Genomic DNA, 17,142 nt, shown 5'->3' with positions numbered 1-17,142 from the left:
CCGCGGCCGGCCGTCGAGTCAGCCCGTTTTCCGGTACCGGGCGCCGGGCCCCCGCAGGCCCGGCTCAGGGGTCCAGGTCGTCCCCGGACCGCTCGCCGAAGATCTGCATCGCCTTGGCGGTCACCGGGCCCGGGGCGGCGGGCAGTTCGCGGTCGTCGACGCGGTGCACGGCCTGGATGTCGCGCAGGGTGGAGGTCAGGAAGATCTCGTCGGCGCGCTCGAGGACGTCCAGCGGAAGGCTGGTCTCCCGGGCGCCCGTCCACTCGACCGCCAGGGCTCGGGTGATGCCGGGCAGGCAGCCGGAGGCGACCGGCGGGGTGTGGATCTCGCCGTCCAGGACGACGAAGACGTTGGACCCGGTGCCCTCGCAGAGCTGTCCGACCGTGTTGCCGAACAGCGCCTCGGAGGCGCCGTGTTGGTGGGCGCGGGCCAGCGCGACGACGTTCTCCGCGTACGAGGTGGTCTTCAGGCCGGTCAGGGCCCCGCGTTCGTTGCGGGTCCACGGGACGGTGATCACGGCGGTGGTGTCCGGACGGCGGGTGGTCTCGCCGAGGGCGACCACGAGGGTCGGGCCGTGCTCGCCGCGGTCGGAGCCGAGCGGGCCGTGGCCGCCGGTGTAGGTGATCCGCAGCCGGCCGAACGGCATCGGGTTGGCTTCCAGCACGGCCGCGCAGGCCTCGCGGATCTCGTCGTGGTCGGGGTCGGGCAGGCCGAGGCCGTGGGCCGAGCGGGTCAGCCGGTCGAGGTGACGGGTGAGCGCGAACGGCCTGCCGTCGACCGCCTTCACCGTCTCGAAGATGCCGTCGCCGACCGTCAGCCCGTGGTCGAAGACGGAGACGGTGGCGGACTCCAGGTCCCGCAGTCCGCCGTCCAGCCAGATCCTCATGCGTACACCCCTCCGCTCGCCTCGTACGCCCCCGACGCTACCGCGAGCAGCCGGGACGCCTTCAGCTCGGTCTCCCGCCACTCCCCCTCGGGGTCCGATCCCCAGGTGATGCCGGCGCCGGTGCCGAAGCGCAGCAGCGCCGTGCCGTCGCCCGGCCGGTCGATCCAGAAGGTACGGATGCCGACGGCCAGCTCGCCCGTGCCCCGGTCGGCGTCGACCCAGCCGATGCCGCCGCAGTACGGCCCGCGCGGAGCGGTCTCCAGGGCCTCGATGATCCTCAGGGCGCTCGACTTGGGCGCGCCGGTCACCGAGCCGGGCGGGAAGGCGGCCGTGAACAGTTCCGGCCAGCCGGCCGCGTCGCGCAGCTCGCCGCGGACGGTGGAGACGAGGTGGACCAGGCCGGGGTGCTTCTCCACGGCGCACAGATCGGGGACGGTCACGCTGCCGGTGGCGCACACGCGCCCCATGTCGTTGCGGACCAGGTCCACGATCATCACGTTCTCGGCGTAGTCCTTCTCCAGGAGGTCCGCCTCCGTGCGTCCGGTCCCCTTGATCGGCCCCGACTCCACGACCCGGCCGCGGCGGCGCAGGAACAGCTCGGGCGAGGCGGTGGCGATCTCCACGCCGTGTTCCGGCAGCCGGATCGTCCCGGCGTACGGCGCAGGGTTGCCGCGGGCCAGCAGGGCGGTCAGGGCGTCCACGTCGGCGTCGGGGTCCACGGGCGCGCTGAGCACCCGGCAGAGATTGGCCTGGTAGACCTCGCCGGCCGCTATGTGCGCCCGGATGCGGCCGACGGCCGCCGTGTACGCCCGGTGGTCCAGGGAGGAGGTCCACTCCTCCGCCGCCGGGCCGCGCCAGCCGCCCGGCACCGGGGCGGGCACCGGCTCCTCGCGTACGTCCGCGAAGCGGGCGCAGGTCAGCCGGCCCTCGAAGTCCGCGCAGACGGCCCAGAAGCCGTCGGAGTCCAGGGCGGCCGGGTCGCTCGTGACGTCCAGCAGGCCGGTGGCGAGGCGGTCGCCGAAGCGGGCCAGAGCAGGCGGACGGGAAGGGTGGTGAGGCACGTGGACGAGTCTAGGACGGGTGTCCGAAAGGCGGCTCCGGGATGTCCCCGAGGGGGCCCTGACCACGTCCTCCGTCCGGGGCACCGCAGCACGCTGCACAAACGCGTTTTTGTGCTGGCCCGGGAATCCGCTAGAGTTCAACACGTCGCCGGGACGCGGAAGCGGACCGAAACGACAAGCGGACGTAGCTCAGTTGGTAGAGCGCAACCTTGCCAAGGTTGAGGTCGCGAGTTCGAGCCTCGTCGTCCGCTCGAAGGAAGTAGGGATCATCCCGATCCCCTACACTCCTGGTGGAGTGGCCGAGAGGCGAGGCAACGGCCTGCAAAGCCGTCTACACGGGTTCAAATCCCGTCTCCACCTCCAAGGACGATTAGCTCAGCGGGAGAGCGCTTCCCTGACACGGAAGAGGTCACTGGTTCAATCCCAGTATCGTCCACTGGATCTTCTCGCAAGATCCTCGGGTCTTCTCGAAGGTCCCCACCCGCGCGATTAGCTCAGCGGGAGAGCGCTTCCCTGACACGGAAGAGGTCACTGGTTCAATCCCAGTATCGCGCACCGACTGTGACGTTCACGTCACAGCCTGCGGACGATTAGCTCAGCGGGAGAGCGCTTCCCTGACACGGAAGAGGTCACTGGTTCAATCCCAGTATCGTCCACACACCGGAAAGCCCCCGGCCGTCTCGTACGGCCGGGGGCTTCTTCGTGGACTCAGCCGGCTCAGCTGGAGAAGAGCATGTGGGCCCAGCTCTTGTGACCGTGGTGACCGTGATGGTCGTAGTGCCCGTGGCCGCCGTGGTGACCGCCGTGCGGGGCGCCCCAGGCGGGCGCGGGCGGGGCCGGGTAGCCCTGCGGGGCGGGCGGCACCGGCGGGACGGGCTTGGACCACTGGGCCTCCAGCTGGGTCAGCGCCTCCAGCTCGCCGTAGTCGAGGAAGATGCCGCGGCAGCCACTGCACTGCTCGATCTGGACGCCGCTGCGGTTGTAGGTGTGCATCGGCGCATGGCACTTCGGACAATGCATCGTCGGCTCAACTCCTCGCCGTTCGATCCTGCTTGGCATTTCCCCGGGACAGACTCCGTGGGGCCCCGGGTGGTTGCAGCCTAGAAGCCTCATGAAGATCTTGGTGGGGGGCTGTCCGGCCGGAGGCCGGGCAGCCCCTGTTGCTATGCGGTTGGCGGGGCGAGTTGCCAGCGGCCGCCGGTGTGGGTGAGTCCGAGGTTGATCAGTCGGCGGAGGTTGAGGGCGGCGGCTCGGGTGTGGAGCCAGGTGTTGTTGTTGATGGTTCCGCGGTAGCGCAGGCGGCGGTTGCCGTGCTGGACGAGCCAGGCGACGGCTCGTTCGACCGGTGGTCTCCAGCGCCGGTAGTCGGCTTGCCAGTCCGGGTCGGTGGCGGCTTGGTGGCGGGCCGCGGCCTGGAGGTCGTGGTGGGGGCGGATGGTCAGGATGCGGCCGGCCTTGGCCTTGGTGCACCGCTCACGCAGCGGGCATCGGGTGCACAGGTCCTTGAAGGCGGCCTTGCGCTGGTGGTGCTGTCCGCCGGGGTCCGACAGGGGGACCGTGTGCCCGGCGGGGCAGGTCACGAGGGCGGCGGTGGTGTTGATGGTGAAGTCGTCCAGGGTGAAGCCGCCGGGGACGGCGGGCCGTAGCGGGGCGGGTTTGAAGAACAGCCGGTGTCCCGCCTGGTGGAGGGCTTGGCGCGTGTCGCCGGCGGAGTAGGCGGTGTCGCCGAAGGCGTCCACCGGGTTCTCCTCGTCGGCCAGCAGGTCCAGGCCGACGGTGGCCTCGTGGTGCTCGGCTCCGGCGCCGGGCCGCAGAGCCACGGCGGTGTATAAGCCGGTCTCGGGCTCGATGGCCAGGTGGGCTTTGTATCCGTCCTGCTGGTGGGTGCGGGTCTTGTGGATGTGGCGGGCTTCGGGGTCGACGGTGGACACGACGCGGCCTGGAGCGGTCCCCTGGCTGATGCGCCAGCGTCCGTCGCGGCCGTCGGAGTCCTCGGCCGGCTCGACATCCTGCCCGGCGACCAGGGCCAGCAGGCCGAGTGCGTTGGCCGCCTTCTCGCCCAGTTCCTGCTCGGGCAGGTGGCCCAGCAGCCTGAGTGCGTCGGTGACCAGAGCGTCGACGAGTGCGGCGCGGGCCTGTTCGTCGTTCCAGGCGATACGGGGCTTGCCGGGATCGGTGTAGTCATGCGCGGTGCACTGCACCGCGGGCTCGCCACCCCGGGGACCTCGCGGATCACCGCGCGGACGGCGCCGATGAGCTGGGTGACGGTGTCCTGGGTGGCGACCGCGTCGTCCAGCACGGTGGAGTCCAGAGCCCGCCGGTGCTTGCCCTTCAGCACGCCGGTGGCCTTCACGACCTCCCGCACCGCCTCGAACACCCGGTTGGGCCGGGGCGAACGCGATAGCCGGCGCCGGAAGTAGGCCAGCAACGACGGATCGAACGCCATGTCATGCAGACCGAGTCCGCAGGCGGCCTTCCATCGCAGGTCACACCGCAGTTCCTGGACCGTCTCGAAGTCCGACAGCCCGTGCAGGGCCTGCAGCGTGATCGCCGCGGCCAGGATCTGCGGCGGCATGCTCGGCCGCCCGTTCGCCGACGGGTACATGTCCGCGAACATCTCAGCCGGAAACAGCGCACCACGGTGCTCGGCCAGAAACGCGAACACACTCCCCGCCGGGATCAACTCCCGGCAGGTCTCCCACACATCCGGTCCGACCGTCTCCCCGGCCCATTCCCCCATCACCACGAAACGAGTCTGGCCCCGCCGCTCACGCGGCGGGGCCAGAACCCCAAGATCTTCATGACCCTTCTAGTCCGTGAATCCGGGCGCCAACTGGTGTGGAATCGGCACCATTCGGGCACATGCGTCGATCACCGCCTGCTCGAACCCGTCCAGCGGACGGTCCGCCTTGAGCGCCTTGCCGAGTGCCAGGGCGGCCGTCTGCACGGTGAGCGCGCGGGCCGGGACGTCCAGGGCGGGCCAGGGGTCGCCGGTCGCGGGTACGGCCGGGCCGCCGGCCCGGCGGTACGCGTCGAGGAAGCGGGACCACGCCTCGGGCGGGAGGAGCCCGCAGGCGTACCAGGCGGCGGGCCGCGCGAGATCCCAGGCCGGAACGCCGGTACCCAGGTCGTCGACGTCTATCAGCCGCCAGGGTCCGTCCGGCACCGGATGACGAACGAGCTGACCGAGGTGCAGGTCCCCGTGACAGAGGGCGGGCGCCCCGGGCATGGCCGCCTCACCCCGGGCCCAGGCGGGCAGGGCGGCCCAGGCGGCCAGGACGGGGGCGGCGGCCGCGCGGGGGGCGGCCTCGGGGGCAGTGGCTCCGGCGGCCCGGGCCTCCGGGACGGAAGCCCGGGGGGCGGGACCGGCGGCCTCGTGAGCTGTGGCGTGCAGTGCCGCGTGGAGCCGGGCGATGGCCCGGGCGGCCTTGGCCGGGCCGCGCATCGGGGGCAGGCCTGCGGGCGGGGAGGTGCGGTGCAGGCGGGCGAGGAGGGTGGCGGCGGCTTCCCAGGGCGCCGCGCCGGGGTCGCCGGGGTCCACGGGGGTGCCGTAGGGCCACAAGGTCACCCGGCGGTCGTACAGGAGGGTGGGGGCCGGGTCGAGCGGGGCCAGGAAGATGTCCGGGAGGCGGGCGGCCGTGGCCAGGCGGAGGGTCAGCTCGGCGGGGTCGGTGCCGGGGGCGTGGGCCTTCGCGACGGTGTCGTCGTGCCGGACGACTGTGGCGTCGGGGCGGTCCGCGAGCGCGGTGGCGGGGCATGTGCAACCGGCTCCGCCGGGGTGCGGGTGGGCGGCGGCCTTCACCTTGGCGATGAGCGCGGGGAGCAGGGTCAACGGATGCCTCGGAGGTCAGCGGTGCGAGGGTGGTGAGCGTACGACGGTTTCGCGGCCGCGGCGGGCTGGACACAGGTGCTGCGGCTGGGGGCGGGCAGGCCGTCCGCCCGCGTCGGCGCGGTGCCGCCGCGCCGGGCAGGAACGGCGCTTGCGGCTCGGCCGACCGCGGCTGCGCCGCGTACAGGCTCCGGCCCGGTGACACGATCGCCCGGAGCTGCGGCGGGCACGGGAACCGCGGGAAACGCCGGAACTGCGCGACCAGTCACCCCGGCACCGCAAGCAGGACACATGAGCCGGCACATGGGACGGCACGCAGGACACAGGTATGCCGGGCTCCGAAACGGCGCAATGCCGGCGCAGCTCCCCAGCTGCGCCGGCATCAGTGCCGTCCGCCGCACCCCCGTCCCCACGGGGTTTCCTGGATGGATGTCCCCGCCCGGACCGCTCTTCCGGGCCTGGGGTCGCCGCTCAGCGCCCCAGCATCGCACCCACGGACGACGCCTGTGTGGCCACTGTGTCCCAGCCGTCGAAGACGAGCAGGAGCAGGGCCGCCAGGGGAAGGGCCATGAGTGTCGCCACCAAGGGGTGGCGGCGCCCTGTGCGGCGGGTGGCGAACGTCGTGCGTCGCGGTGCCGTGTGGGCCATGGTCCCTCTCCTGACCGATTCGGTTGTCCTCGGAGCGGCGGGTGTCTGACCTCGGGGGACGAGTGCTGCACCCGCCGCTTGCCCTCAAATCTAGGCGCGCGGCCCACATCGGGCGTCATGCCCTCGTACCGATTGCCGGGCCTCCCGGAGGATGAGCCATGACCTGGGGCGTACTCCCCTGGGTGGAGACGCCGGGACGGGTCTCGGGGTCTTCCCGGAGGGGGCGTCCGCCGTATCCCGTCATTTCCGGAGCACACGCGGTCGAGAGACATGACAAGGAGTGACTTCGATCACTCCGATGACGGGTGGGAGGGCTGTCGTGTCCGCTTCGGTGTTCGTACGGGAAACGGTCCTGCGGCCGGTTCGCGGTGCCGTCGGGGAAGGTGCACGGACCCGCGTCGTCCGGGCTGTCGTGGCCTCAACCTCCTTATACCGGGCACCGGTTGGAGGCACGGTCCGTTCAAGGGCACCGCACAACTGGGGTTCCTGACCGTGTTTCACCTCGGACAGGCCGTCCGCACAATCCGTTCGGCCCGGAGGGCGCGGCCTCTGCGCGCAGGCGGCCGTGGAAACGTAAGCTGTGCCACGTCACAGGGACCGGGCAGCGGGGATGAACATGGCGATGATGCGCCTGAGGCGCGAGGACCCGCGCGTCGTCGGCTCGTTCAGGCTTCACCGACGGCTCGGCGCGGGCGGGATGGGCGTGGTCTACCTCGGCTCCGACAAGAAGGGGCAGCGGGTCGCGCTGAAGGTGATCCGCCCGGACCTGGCGGAGGACCAGGAGTTCCGGTCGCGGTTCGCCCGTGAGGTCTCCGCCGCCCGGCGGATCAGGGGCGGCTGCACGGCCCGGCTGGTCGCGGCCGATCTGGAGGCCGAGCGGCCCTGGTTCGCCACCCAGTACGTGCCCGGGCCCTCCCTGCACGACAAGGTCGCCGACGAGGGCCCGCTCGGCGCGGCCGACGCCGCGGCGATCGGCGCGGCCCTGTCCGAGGGCCTGGTCGCGGTGCACGAGGCCGGGGTCGTCCACCGGGACCTGAAGCCCTCCAACATCCTGCTGTCCCCGAAGGGGCCGCGGATCATCGACTTCGGCATCGCCTGGGCCACCGGCGCCTCCACGCTCACCCACGTCGGCACGGCGGTAGGCTCCCCCGGCTTCCTCGCACCCGAGCAGGTGCGCGGTGCGGCCGTCACGCCGGCGACCGACGTCTTCTCGCTGGGCGCGACCCTCGCCTACGCCTCCACCGGTGACTCGCCCTTCGGGCACGGCAGTTCCGAGGTGATGCTGTACCGGGTGGTGCACGAGGAGCCACAGCTGTACGGCGTACCGGACGCGCTCGCCCCGCTGGTGCGGGCCTGCTTGGCGAAGGACCCCGACGAGCGGCCCAGCACCCTGCAACTCTCGTTGCGGCTGAAGGAGATCGCCGCCCGGGAGGCGCAGGGCCTGGACGGTGTCGTAGGGCCGCCGGCGCCGCGCGCCGCGGAGGCGGACCGGCCCACGGGACGGCTGGTCGACACCTATCCCGAGCAGCAGCGCACCCAGCGGCGCACGGCTCCCGGCACTCCGCTGCCGCGCGGCGGCGTCCCCTCCCGGGGCGGCGGTGCCGTGTCCCGGGGCGGCAGCGGACCGCGCGGTACGGGTGCGGTCCCGCGGCCGGGTACGGCCCGTGCGACACCGGTGCCCCGGGCAGGAGGCCCGCGCTCCGGCAGCGGCGGCCGGCCCGCTCCGCGCGGCGGTGCCGGGCGGCCGGCGCAGCGTACGACGGGGACCGGGCTACGGCCGGCCAATCCACGGCTGCTGCGGCAGCGGCTGTTCGTGTTCGTGGTGGTGACGCTGCTCGTGGCGCTCGGGATCGCGGTGGCACAGGGCTGCCAGGGCCCGGCGCGCGGGCTGGGCGGCGGGCAGCGGCAGCACGCTCAGCCGCAGCACCGGCCGCTGACCGCCGAGGCGCCGGCGGCGGACCGGTACGCGGGGGCCCCGCGCCGGGACGCGGGGAAGTGAGCGCGGGTCAGGACTGCGGGCGGCCGGTGGCCACCGCGTAGAAGGCGACCGCTGCGGCCGCGCCCACGTTGAGCGAGTCGACTCCGTGGGACATCGGGATGCGGACCCATTCGTCGGCGGCCACCAGGGCCTGTGTGGACAGCCCGTCGCCCTCGGCGCCGAGCATCAGGGCGACCCGGTCCATCGTGTGCGGGGCGGCCTCGTCGAGGCTGCGGGCCTTGTCGTCCGGGGTGAGCGCGAGCAGCGTGAAGCCGGCCTCGCGGACCGACTCCAGTCCCTTGGGCCAGGTCTCCAGGCGGGCGTACGGCACCGAGAACACCGCGCCCATGGAAACCTTGACGCTGCGGCGGTACAGCGGGTCGGCGCAGTCGGGCGACAGCAGGACCGCGTCCATGCCGAGGGCCGCCGCCGAGCGGAAGATCGCGCCGATGTTGGTGTGGTCGTTGACCGACTCCATGACGACGACCCGGCGGGCGGAGCGCAGCAGTTCGGCGGCGGTCGGCAGCGGCTTGCGCTGCATGGAGGCGAGGGCGCCGCGGTGCACGTGGTACCCGGTGACCCGTTCGGCCAGCTCCGGGGTCACCGCGTAGACGGGCGCCGGGAGTTCGTCGATGACGTCGCGCATGACGTCGATCCACTTGGCCGAGAGCAGCATGGAGCGCATCTCGTAGCCCGCTTCCTTGGCCCTGCGGATGACCTTTTCGCCCTCGGCGATGAACAGGCCCTCGGCGGGCTCGCGCTTGCGGCGCAGCTCGACGTCGGTCAGGCCCGTGTAGTCACGCAGGCGCGGGTCGTCGGGATCCTCGACGGTGATGAGATCGGCCACAGGGTGATACTGCCTTGCTCTGGGTGTGCTGCCAACGGCTGGGAACGAGTGTGTTACCCCGGGTTACGCGTGATCAAGCCGTGGGTGATCACGCGAGGGGCGATGGGCCGACCGTCACGACCTCGCCGATGACGATGACCGCCGGGGGCTTCACGTCCTCGGCACGGACCGTCTCGGCGACCGTGGCGAGGGTGGCGTCGACGCGGCGCTGCGCGGCCGTCGTACCTTCCTGGACCAGGGCCACGGGCGTCTTCGGGGACTTGCCGTGGGCGACGAGCGTCTCGGCGATCTTCCCGATCTTGTCGACGCCCATGAGGATCACGAGCGTGCCGGTGAGCTTCGCCAGCGACGGCCAGTCCACCAGGGAGCGCTCGTCGTCCGGGGCGACATGGCCGCTGACCACGGTGAACTCATGGGCGACGCCCCGGTGGGTGACCGGGATGCCGGCCGCGCCCGGAACCGAGACCGAGCTGGAGATGCCGGGAACCACCGTGCACGGGATGCCCGCCTCGGCGAGCGCCTGGACCTCCTCCATGCCCCGGCCGAAGACGAACGGGTCACCGCCCTTGAGCCGTACGACCGACTTGCCCTGCCTGGCGTGCTCGATGAGCGCGTTGTTGATGGCCTCCTGGGCCATGTAACGGCCGTACGGGATCTTCGCCGCATCGATCACCTCGACGTGCGGCGGGAGTTCGGCGAGCAGGTCGCGCGGGCCGAGCCGGTCGGCGATGACGACGTCCGCCTCGGCGAGCAGCCGGCGGCCGCGGACGGTGATGAGGTCGGGGTCGCCGGGGCCGCCGCCGACCAGGGCGACGCCGGGGGTGCGGGTGCGGTGGTGGGGCGCCACCAGGGTGCCGTCGCGCAGGCCCTCCACCACCGCGTCGCGGATGGCGGCGGTGTGCCGGGGGTCGCGGCCGCGCGCCTGCGTGGTGAGTACGGCGACGGTGACGCCCTCGCTGTGGCCGGTCGCCGGGGTCCAGGCGGTCGCCCGGTCGGCGTCGTCGGAGCGGACGCACCAGACGCGGTGGCGTTCGGCCTCGGCGGATGCGGCGGCGTTGGCCTCGGGGTCGCTGGTGGCGATGAGGGCGTACCAGGCCTCGGCGAGGTCGCCGTCCTCGTACCGCCGCCCGACCCAGGTGATCTCGCCCGCGTCCGCCATGGCCTCGACCGAGGGGGTCGCCTCGGGGGACACGAGGACGATGTCCGCGCCGGCCGCGATCAGCGCGGGCAGGCGGCGCTGGGCCACCTGGCCGCCGCCGAGGACGACCACGCGACGGCCGGAGAGGCGGAGGCCTACGGGGTAGGCGGGGTGTTCGGCCATGGGGGGCGGCTCCTCGTCCCGGCGGTACGAATGGGCGCTACGGCTCTGGAGCGGCCCTGACGTGCGCATTTTAGATGTGAATTCAGCGAATGGGCGAGGTGGGGTACGCGCGTGGAGCGCCGGTACCCCGCCCCGCCCGCGGGGACCTACTTCTCCGTGACTCCGGCGGAGTCGAACGTGGCCACCTCGTGCATCGCCCTCGCGGTGCTCTGGACCAGCGGAAGGGCCAGCAGGGCGCCCGTGCCCTCGCCGAGGCGGAGGTCCAGGTCGACCAGGGGGCGCAGGCCCAGCTTGTTGAGGGCGGCCACATGGCCCGGTTCGGCGCTGCGGTGGCCCGCGATGCAGGCGGCCAGGACCTCGGGGGCGATGGCGCGGGCGACCAGGGCCGCGGCGCCGGCGCTGACGCCGTCGAGGATCACCGGCGTACGCAGCGAGGCGCCGCCGAGGAGCAGGCCGACCATGGCCGCGTGCTCGAAGCCGCCGATGGCCGCGAGGACGCCGACCGGGTCGGCCGGGTCCGGCTGGTGGAGTTCCAGGGCCCGGCGGACGACCTCGGTCTTGCGGGCCAGGGTCTCGTCGTTGATGCCCGTGCCGCGGCCCGTCACCTCCGCCGGATCGGCGCCGGTGAAGACCGAGATCAGCGCGGCGGACGCGGTCGTGTTGGCGATGCCCATCTCACCGGTGAGCAGCGCCTTGTTGCCGGCCGCGACCAGGTCGCGGGCGGTCTCGATGCCCACCTCGATGGCCGCCTTGGCCTCCTCGCGGGTCATCGCCGCTCCGGTGGTCATGTCGGACGTACCACCGCGGATCTTGCGGGGCAGCAGGCCGGGCGTGGCGGGCAGGTCGGCTGCGACACCGACGTCCACGACGCACACCTCGGCGCCGACCTGGGCGGCGAAGGCGTTGCAGACCGCTCCCCCGCCGAGGAAGTTGGCCACCATCTGGGCGGTGACCTCCTGCGGCCAGGGGGTGACGCCCTGGGCGTGCACGCCGTGGTCACCCGCGAAGATGGCGACGGCGGCGGGCTCCGGGATCGGCGGCGGGCACTGCCGGGACAGCCCGGACAGCTGCGCGGAGATGATCTCCAGCATGCCGAGCGCGCCGGCCGGCTTGGTCATCCGCTTCTGGCGCTCCCAGGCCTCGCCGAGGGCCTTGGCGTCGAGCGGGCGGATCTGTGCGACGGTCTCGGCAAGCAGGTCGTGGGGTTCCTCTCCGGGCAGGGCGCGGCGGCCGTACGTCTCCTCGTGCACCACCCAGGACAGGGGGCGTCGCTTGGACCAGCCGGCCTGCATCAGCTCGGGCTCGTCCGGGAACTCGTCGACGTACCCGACACACAGGTACGCGACGACTTCCAGGTGCTCGGGCAGGCCGAGCGCGCGGACCATCTCCCGCTCGTCGAAGAAGCTGACCCAGCCGACGCCGAGGCCTTCGGCGCGGGCGGCGAGCCAGAGGTTCTCCACCGCGAGCGCCGAGGAGTAGGGCGCCATCTGCGGCTGGGTGTAGCGGCCGAGGGTGTGGCGGCCGCCGCGGGTGGGGTCGGCGGTGACGACGATGTTGACCGGGGTGTCGAGGATGGCCTCGATCTTCAGTTCCTTGAACTGCTTGGCCCGGCCCTTCGGCAGCGACTTGGCGTACGCCTCGCGCTGCCGCATCGCCAGTTCGTGCATCGTCCGCCGGGTGTCGGCGGAACGGATGACGACGAAGTCCCAGGGCTGCGAGTGGCCCACGGAGGGCGCCGTGTGGGCGGCCTCCAGGACACGCAGCAGCACCTCGTGCGGGATGGGGTCGCTGCGGAAGCCGTTGCGGATGTCGCGGCGCTCACGCATGACCTTCAGGACGGCCTCGCGCTCGGCATCGGCGTAACCGGGCGCGGCCGGGCCGGTGGACTGCTGTGCTTCCGCCACTGCGGCCGTGCCCTCTTCCTCCTGGTCGGCGGCCCTGGTCTCCAGGTCCTCCGCGTGCTGTACGACCTCGGGGGTGTGCCCCGTGTCCTGCGGCGCCGGGGCGGGGGTCTGGTCGCCCTCGCGCGGTGCGGGCACCGTGGCCACCGGCTGCTGCGTCTCCTGCGCGGGCAGGACGAGGGGCTGCGGCGGGGTCGGCGCCAGGTGCGGGGTGGTGGGCACCTGGCCCTCGACGGGCACGAACTGCCCGAGCGGCTGCTCCGGCTGCGGCTCCGGCGACGCGTGGGAGGGCAGCGGCTCGGCCGCCTCCGGGTGGCCGGCCACATCGTCGGCAGGGCCGGCCGGCGCCGGGACGGGCTCGGCTCCGGGCTGCGTCTGCGGGCCCGCGGGGGCGCCGGGGCCGGTCACGGGGGCCCCCTCGAAGGCGGCGTCGGCGGCCTGGACCTCCGGGATGCCCGGCAGTGCTTCGGCGACGGGGGCGGCCTCGGCAGACACGTCAGGCACGGCAGACACGGCCGGTTCGGCCAGCTGGGGGCCCTGAGCCGGCTGGGGAGCGTACGCGTCGGGCGCGGCGACGACCTCTACGACGGCCGGGGCCGGTCCGGCGTCCTGCGCGGGGTCGGTGGCGGGGGCCTCGGTCTCGACCGCCTCCGGCGCGGGGGCCGGGACACCGGACTCCGGCGCGGCCACCGGCTCGGTGGCCGGTACGGCTTCGGTGGCGGACGCGGCTTCGGCGGCGGGTGCGGCTTCGGCGGCGGGCGCGGCTTCGGCGGCGGGCGCGGCTTCGGCGGCGGGCGCGGGCTGAGCTGCGGCGGGGTGGGCCTCCACGACGCCGGGCTGGGGCGCCACCACGTCCGACTGAGCCTGCACGGCGACCGGCTGAGCCGCCATCACACCGGGCTGGGGCTCCGCCACAGCGGCTTGCGGTTCCACCGCGGCGGGCTGGGCCTCGCCGACGGCGGCAGGGCTCGGGGCGGGCTGCGCCGGGGCAGGGGCCTCGCCCTGGGCCGCGACGGTCTCCTGGGCGACCTGGGGCACGTCCGGCGCCTCCGGCGCGGGAACGGCGGCCTGGGCCTCCACGGCGCCCTCGGCGGCGATGAGGCCCTCGGCAGCCGCAACCGCCTGTCCGGCGTCGGCGGCGACCGGCGCGGCCTGTGCCTGGGGCACGCTCTCGCCCTCGCCGGGCTGCGTCACCGCGGCCGGCTGAGCGGGCTCGGGCGCCTCGGCGACGGCGGCAGCCGCGGCCTGAACGTCCATGGGCGCCTGAGCCGGCACGGCATCGCCCGGCATCGCGGAGGCCTGGGTCTGCGCGGGGGCCACCGTGCTCGCTCCCTCGGCGACGACCGGCGTGCTCGACGCGCTCTCGGCAACGGCCGTAGCCGCCTCGGCGTCGACGGCGGGCTGCGGAACACCCTCGGGCGTCGGCTCCGCCGCGAAGGGCACGACGCCCTCGGGCGCCGGCGCCGCCTCGGTCGGGTACACGCCGTCGTGGGCGTGCGCGGGCTGCACGCCGTCGTGGCCGTGCACCACCGGCCCGGCCGCCTGGTGCGCGAGCCGCGCGACGGCTGCCTGGGCGGCACCGGACGGGTCGGCCTGGTCGGCGGCCTCGGCGGGAAGCGCGGCCTGCGCGGGGACCACGGCCTCCACGGGCACCGCGGCATGCAGCGGGAGTTCCGCCTCCGCCGGGACCGCGGCCGGGTCAACCGTTTCCGCAGCCGGTGCCTGTGCGCCCGCCTGGGCCACGGCAGCCGGTGCCTGTGCGCCGGCGTCGGTCACCGCCTCGGGAGCAGGTGCCGTACCCCACGGGGCCGCGCTCTGCGGGACGGCCATGTCGCGCGGGGGCTGGGCGTCGAGGTACTCGGGGCCGGTCGCCGGCGGGCCGGGCTGCCGTACCGGTGCTCCGGCCGGGCCACGGTCGGCGAGGGAGCGGACCGGGCTGGCGGACGCGTCGGGGATCGGCGGGCCGAGGTGCAGCGGCCGCCGTGGCGGCTGCGCCGCGGCGGGCTGCTCCTGCGGGGCGGAGAGGACGGGGGACGGCGGGACGGACGCCGGGTCCGGCAGACGGACGCCGCCGAGGTCGACGGAACCGCTGTCCCGGCCGGCCGTCTCGTGCGGGCCCGGCTGGTGGACGGCCTCGAGGACCGGTTCCGGAGCGGGGGGCGGCACTTCGTTGCCCCACGCGCCCTGGGCACCCGGCAGCAGCAGCTCTTCGTCCTCGGCGGGTGCTTCGGAGAGGTAGGTGTACGCACCGTGCGCGGCGACGCCCGGCTGCTCCACCATGCCTGCGCTCTCCGGCTGTCCCTCGCCCGGGACCTGGCCGGTGTCGGTCATGCGTACCCCTCGCCCATCGGTTTAGTGCTCCTACGACCAGCTCACCCGGAACGGCGCACCGACCGCCCGTAGTGAAGAACGAGCGTCCGTGCCCAGCGGCACGAACGACCCGCCGGAAAAGGCGACAAAGCCATTCAGTGGCATTGTCCCGGCCGTTCCGCCGTCGCGACAGCATGATCCGCGACAGCCCGCTGTGGACTGCGCCACGTTGCGCGTCCTCCGGTTCCGCAGTACCACACCCACCCCAAAACGGGCGTGCTTTCCGGACATTGGCGAACGAAGTTCCGGGCCGCCCGGTGCGGTACAACGATCGGCCAGCCTACCGCGCGCAGTACGACAACAGGATCACGGGGCGCGATCCGGCAGCATGCCACTGAGCAGGAACGCGACGCTCCGCTCGGTCTCGCTCCAGGCGCGGGTGTCGAGGGCGACGGACTGGAGCAGGGCGCACTCGACGCGGTAGCCGTGCTCGGTCAGGTCGCGGCCGACGAGTTCGGCCTCGTCGCGGGTCGCGGCGTGCGTGACGATGCGCCGCGGGCGCCGGTCGGCGACCGCGGAGACCACGGCCGCGCCGCCGCCGCCGACCCGTACGACGTCGGGCTCGGGCAGGTTCTCGAGGACGTGCGGGGCGCCGCCCTGCACCACTTGGAGCAGGACACCCAGGCGGCGGGCGGCGCTCTCGGTGCGGGCGCAGGCCCGTGGGTCCCGGTCGACGGCGATGACGGCGGCCCCGGCGCGCGCGGCTTCGGCGGCGAACGCGCCGGAGCCGCAGCCGATGTCCCAGACGAGGTCGCCGACCCGGGGGCCGAGCCGGGCGAGTTGGGCGGCGCGCAGCAGTTCGGTCTCGCCCTCGCCGAGGCCGGCGCCGGATCCGTCGTCGTACGACTCGTCGGGCTGCACCCAGCCGCGCGGGCCGGTGCCGGGGTCGCGGCCGGCGATCCAGCCGCCGCTCTCCGCCGCGGCGGCCGGCCCTCCGATGACGATGACGACGTTGGGGTCGCGCCAGGTGTGGTCGGCGGCCTTGTCGGAGGTGACGACGCTGACCTGTTCGCGTTCGGTGCCCAGTTCCTCGCAGATGACGAAGGTGCGGTGGACGCCGTCGAGCAGCAGGCCGAGTTCGGCGGGGCCGGCGCCGGGCGAGGTGAGGACGGCGACCTTGGCGTGGGCGCGGCAGACGTTCACGGCGCGGCGCAGGGTGCGCCGGTGGGCGACGACCACCTGGGCGTCGTCCCAGGGCATGCCGGCGCGGGCGAAGGCGGCGGCGACGGAGGAGACGGCGGGGACGACCTCGACCTCCAGGCCGTACTCCGGGGCGCGCAGGGTGCGGACGACGCCGAAGAAGCCGGGGTCGCCGTCGGCGAAGACGACCGCGGTGCCGCGGTGGGCGGCGATCCGGCGGGCGGCGAGCGCGACGCTGCCGAGGCGGACGCGTTCGGCGGCGGGCGGGACCTCGGCCAGTGCCAGATGGTGGGCCGCGCCCGCCACGAGCGTGGCGGCGCCGAGGGCGGCCCGTGCCGCGGCGGTCAGCGGCGAGCCGTCCCAGCCGATCACCGTCACCCGGTCGGCCATCGTCGTCAGTCTCCAGGTCTTCGCAGGTCGTCAGGGGTACGGGCCCATGGGCGGGCTGGTCGAGGGTACCCGGTGGAGCTGTCGGACGCGCGCCGGGGCAAGAGCCCGCCCTGCGGTGTGCCTCAGTTCCAGTCGGAGTACGACGTGAAGCCGCTGGTGTCGGCGAGCTGTTCGTCGGCGCCCTCGAGGTCCTCCGGGAGGAGGCTCCAGACGATGTAGTCGCTGCGTACGTCGGTCCAGGTGCCGTCCTCGCCGCGGACGTGGACTATGCAGGCGTTGCGCAGGACGCCCTCGCTGATACAGCCGATCTTCTGGGCGACCTGCTGGGAGGCGGTGTTGTCGGCGGCGGTGCGCAGCTCGATGCGCTCGAACTTCTGGTCGCGCAGGAGCCATTGCGCGGTGGCCAGCGCGGCCTCGGAGGCGTAGCCCTCGCCGCGGGCCCAGGGGGCGACGATGTACGACATCTCGGTCGAGCGTACCTGCCAGTTGGTCTTGGCGAGCTGGACGATGCCGACCAGGCGCTGGGTGAGGAACTCGGTGACGGCGAGGTCGAGGCCGCGGCCGGCGATGCGTTCGGCCGGAGCGTAGCGGGTGATCCAGTGGCGGGCCCGGTCCTCGGTGTAGGGCTGGGGGACGCCGGTCCAGGTGCCGACCTGCTCGTCGTTCATCATCTCGGCCAGGGCGGGCGCATCGTCCGCGTCGAGGGGACGCAGCACCAACCGCTCCGTGCTGATGGAGATGGTGGGGAAGGTGCTAGTCATGCGCCGCTCC

11 protein-coding genes, 5 tRNA genes and 1 pseudogene are annotated in these 17,142 nt (G+C 73.9%); 6 read left to right on the top strand and 11 right to left on the bottom strand.

The features are described from left to right. Nucleotides 1–64: 64 nt before the first annotated feature. A complete protein-coding gene (locus tag A6P39_RS33310) occupies nucleotides 65–886 on the bottom strand; it encodes an aminotransferase class IV (protein ID WP_067046225.1) in 822 nt (273 codons plus the stop codon). After that, nucleotides 883–1,947: a chorismate-binding protein gene (locus tag A6P39_RS33305; RefSeq protein ID WP_067046223.1), complete on the bottom strand. Its 1,065-nt coding sequence runs from the start codon at nucleotides 1,945–1,947 to the stop codon at nucleotides 883–885. Before A6P39_RS33305 ends, A6P39_RS33310 begins: the two co-directional genes overlap by 4 nt. Nucleotides 1,948–2,125: 178 nt before the next feature. Between A6P39_RS33305 and A6P39_RS33300 the strand changes: the two genes are divergently transcribed. The 5 genes from A6P39_RS33300 (at nucleotide 2,126) to A6P39_RS33280 (ending at nucleotide 2,603) form a co-directional block, all read left to right on the top strand. Continuing rightward, nucleotides 2,126–2,198, top strand: a tRNA-Gly gene (locus A6P39_RS33300). Between the two features lie 38 nt (nucleotides 2,199–2,236). Then, nucleotides 2,237–2,310: transfer RNA gene (locus tag A6P39_RS33295), tRNA-Cys, on the top strand. A gap of 1 nt (nucleotide 2,311) precedes the next feature. Beyond that, a tRNA-Val gene (locus A6P39_RS33290) sits at nucleotides 2,312–2,383 on the top strand. Between the two features lie 47 nt (nucleotides 2,384–2,430). After that, nucleotides 2,431–2,502: transfer RNA gene (locus tag A6P39_RS33285), tRNA-Val, on the top strand. A gap of 29 nt (nucleotides 2,503–2,531) precedes the next feature. Then, nucleotides 2,532–2,603, top strand: a tRNA-Val gene (locus A6P39_RS33280). Nucleotides 2,604–2,664: 61 nt separating this feature from the next. Here A6P39_RS33280 and A6P39_RS33275 read toward each other — a convergent pair. The 4 genes and pseudogenes from A6P39_RS33275 to A6P39_RS33260 all read right to left on the bottom strand — a co-directional run bounded on the left by A6P39_RS33275 (nucleotide 2,665) and on the right by A6P39_RS33260 (nucleotide 6,424). Beyond that, nucleotides 2,665–2,967 (bottom strand): TFIIB-type zinc ribbon-containing protein, encoded by a 303-nt coding sequence (locus A6P39_RS33275; protein ID WP_079133413.1) that lies wholly within the window; start codon nucleotides 2,965–2,967, stop codon nucleotides 2,665–2,667. A gap of 143 nt (nucleotides 2,968–3,110) precedes the next feature. After that, nucleotides 3,111–4,687, bottom strand: a pseudogene (locus A6P39_RS33270) (IS1182 family transposase). 69 nt (nucleotides 4,688–4,756) lie between these two features. Beyond that, nucleotides 4,757–5,779 carry a phosphotransferase gene (locus tag A6P39_RS33265; RefSeq protein ID WP_067039394.1) on the bottom strand — a complete coding sequence of 341 codons (1,023 nt, stop codon included), beginning with the start codon at nucleotides 5,777–5,779 and terminating at the stop codon, nucleotides 4,757–4,759. Between the two features lie 468 nt (nucleotides 5,780–6,247). Continuing rightward, nucleotides 6,248–6,424, bottom strand: coding sequence for a hypothetical protein (locus tag A6P39_RS33260; protein WP_199840666.1), 177 nt, complete (start codon nucleotides 6,422–6,424; stop codon nucleotides 6,248–6,250). Between the two features lie 610 nt (nucleotides 6,425–7,034). Here A6P39_RS33260 and A6P39_RS33255 point away from each other — a divergent pair. Next, nucleotides 7,035–8,423 (top strand): serine/threonine-protein kinase, encoded by a 1,389-nt coding sequence (locus A6P39_RS33255; RefSeq protein ID WP_234378711.1) that lies wholly within the window; start codon nucleotides 7,035–7,037, stop codon nucleotides 8,421–8,423. A gap of 7 nt (nucleotides 8,424–8,430) precedes the next feature. On the opposite strand, the gene A6P39_RS33250 is transcribed toward A6P39_RS33255, so the two are convergent. From A6P39_RS33250 to A6P39_RS33230, 5 genes are all read right to left on the bottom strand, one after another. Beyond that, a complete protein-coding gene (locus tag A6P39_RS33250; RefSeq protein WP_067039393.1) occupies nucleotides 8,431–9,249 on the bottom strand; it encodes a TrmH family RNA methyltransferase in 819 nt (272 codons plus the stop codon). Between the two features lie 88 nt (nucleotides 9,250–9,337). Continuing rightward, nucleotides 9,338–10,570, bottom strand: a complete 1,233-nt coding sequence (cobA, locus tag A6P39_RS33245) for a uroporphyrinogen-III C-methyltransferase (RefSeq protein ID WP_067039392.1) — start codon at nucleotides 10,568–10,570, stop codon at nucleotides 9,338–9,340. Nucleotides 10,571–10,716: 146 nt separating this feature from the next. Next, complete coding sequence (gene cobT, locus A6P39_RS33240; RefSeq protein ID WP_067055151.1) at nucleotides 10,717–14,802, bottom strand: nicotinate-nucleotide--dimethylbenzimidazole phosphoribosyltransferase; 4,086 nt, start codon at nucleotides 14,800–14,802, stop codon at nucleotides 10,717–10,719. 345 nt (nucleotides 14,803–15,147) lie between these two features. Beyond that, nucleotides 15,148–16,371 (bottom strand): precorrin-6y C5,15-methyltransferase (decarboxylating) subunit CbiE, encoded by a 1,224-nt coding sequence (cbiE, locus tag A6P39_RS33235; RefSeq protein WP_067055148.1) that lies wholly within the window; start codon nucleotides 16,369–16,371, stop codon nucleotides 15,148–15,150. Nucleotides 16,372–16,493: 122 nt separating this feature from the next. Then, nucleotides 16,494–17,132, bottom strand: a complete 639-nt coding sequence (locus A6P39_RS33230; protein WP_067055145.1) for a GNAT family N-acetyltransferase — start codon at nucleotides 17,130–17,132, stop codon at nucleotides 16,494–16,496. Nucleotides 17,133–17,142 lie beyond the last annotated feature (10 nt).

Origin of the sequence: Streptomyces sp. FXJ1.172 (assembly GCF_001636945.3) — a bacterium.
GTDB lineage: Bacteria > Actinomycetota > Actinomycetes > Streptomycetales > Streptomycetaceae > Streptomyces.
The sequence above is the reverse complement of the archived record's forward strand: the minus strand, read 5'-3'. Positions and strand labels throughout refer to the sequence as shown.

Bases quoted from the DNA above. Each gene is read 5' to 3' on its own strand.
- cbiE (WP_067055148.1), bottom strand. From the start codon at position 16,371: ATGGCCGACCGGGTGACGGTGATCGGCTGGGACGGCTCGCCGCTGACC.
- A6P39_RS33310 (WP_067046225.1), bottom strand. From the start codon at position 886: ATGAGGATCTGGCTGGACGGCGGACTGCGGGACCTGGAGTCCGCCACC.
- A6P39_RS33255 (WP_234378711.1), top strand. From the start codon at position 7,035: ATGAACATGGCGATGATGCGCCTGAGGCGCGAGGACCCGCGCGTCGTC.
- A6P39_RS33275 (WP_079133413.1), bottom strand. From the start codon at position 2,967: ATGCATTGTCCGAAGTGCCATGCGCCGATGCACACCTACAACCGCAGC.
- A6P39_RS33230 (WP_067055145.1), bottom strand. From the start codon at position 17,132: ATGACTAGCACCTTCCCCACCATCTCCATCAGCACGGAGCGGTTGGTG.
- cobT (WP_067055151.1), bottom strand. From the start codon at position 14,802: ATGACCGACACCGGCCAGGTCCCGGGCGAGGGACAGCCGGAGAGCGCA.
- A6P39_RS33260 (WP_199840666.1), bottom strand. From the start codon at position 6,424: ATGGCCCACACGGCACCGCGACGCACGACGTTCGCCACCCGCCGCACA.
- cobA (WP_067039392.1), bottom strand. From the start codon at position 10,570: ATGGCCGAACACCCCGCCTACCCCGTAGGCCTCCGCCTCTCCGGCCGT.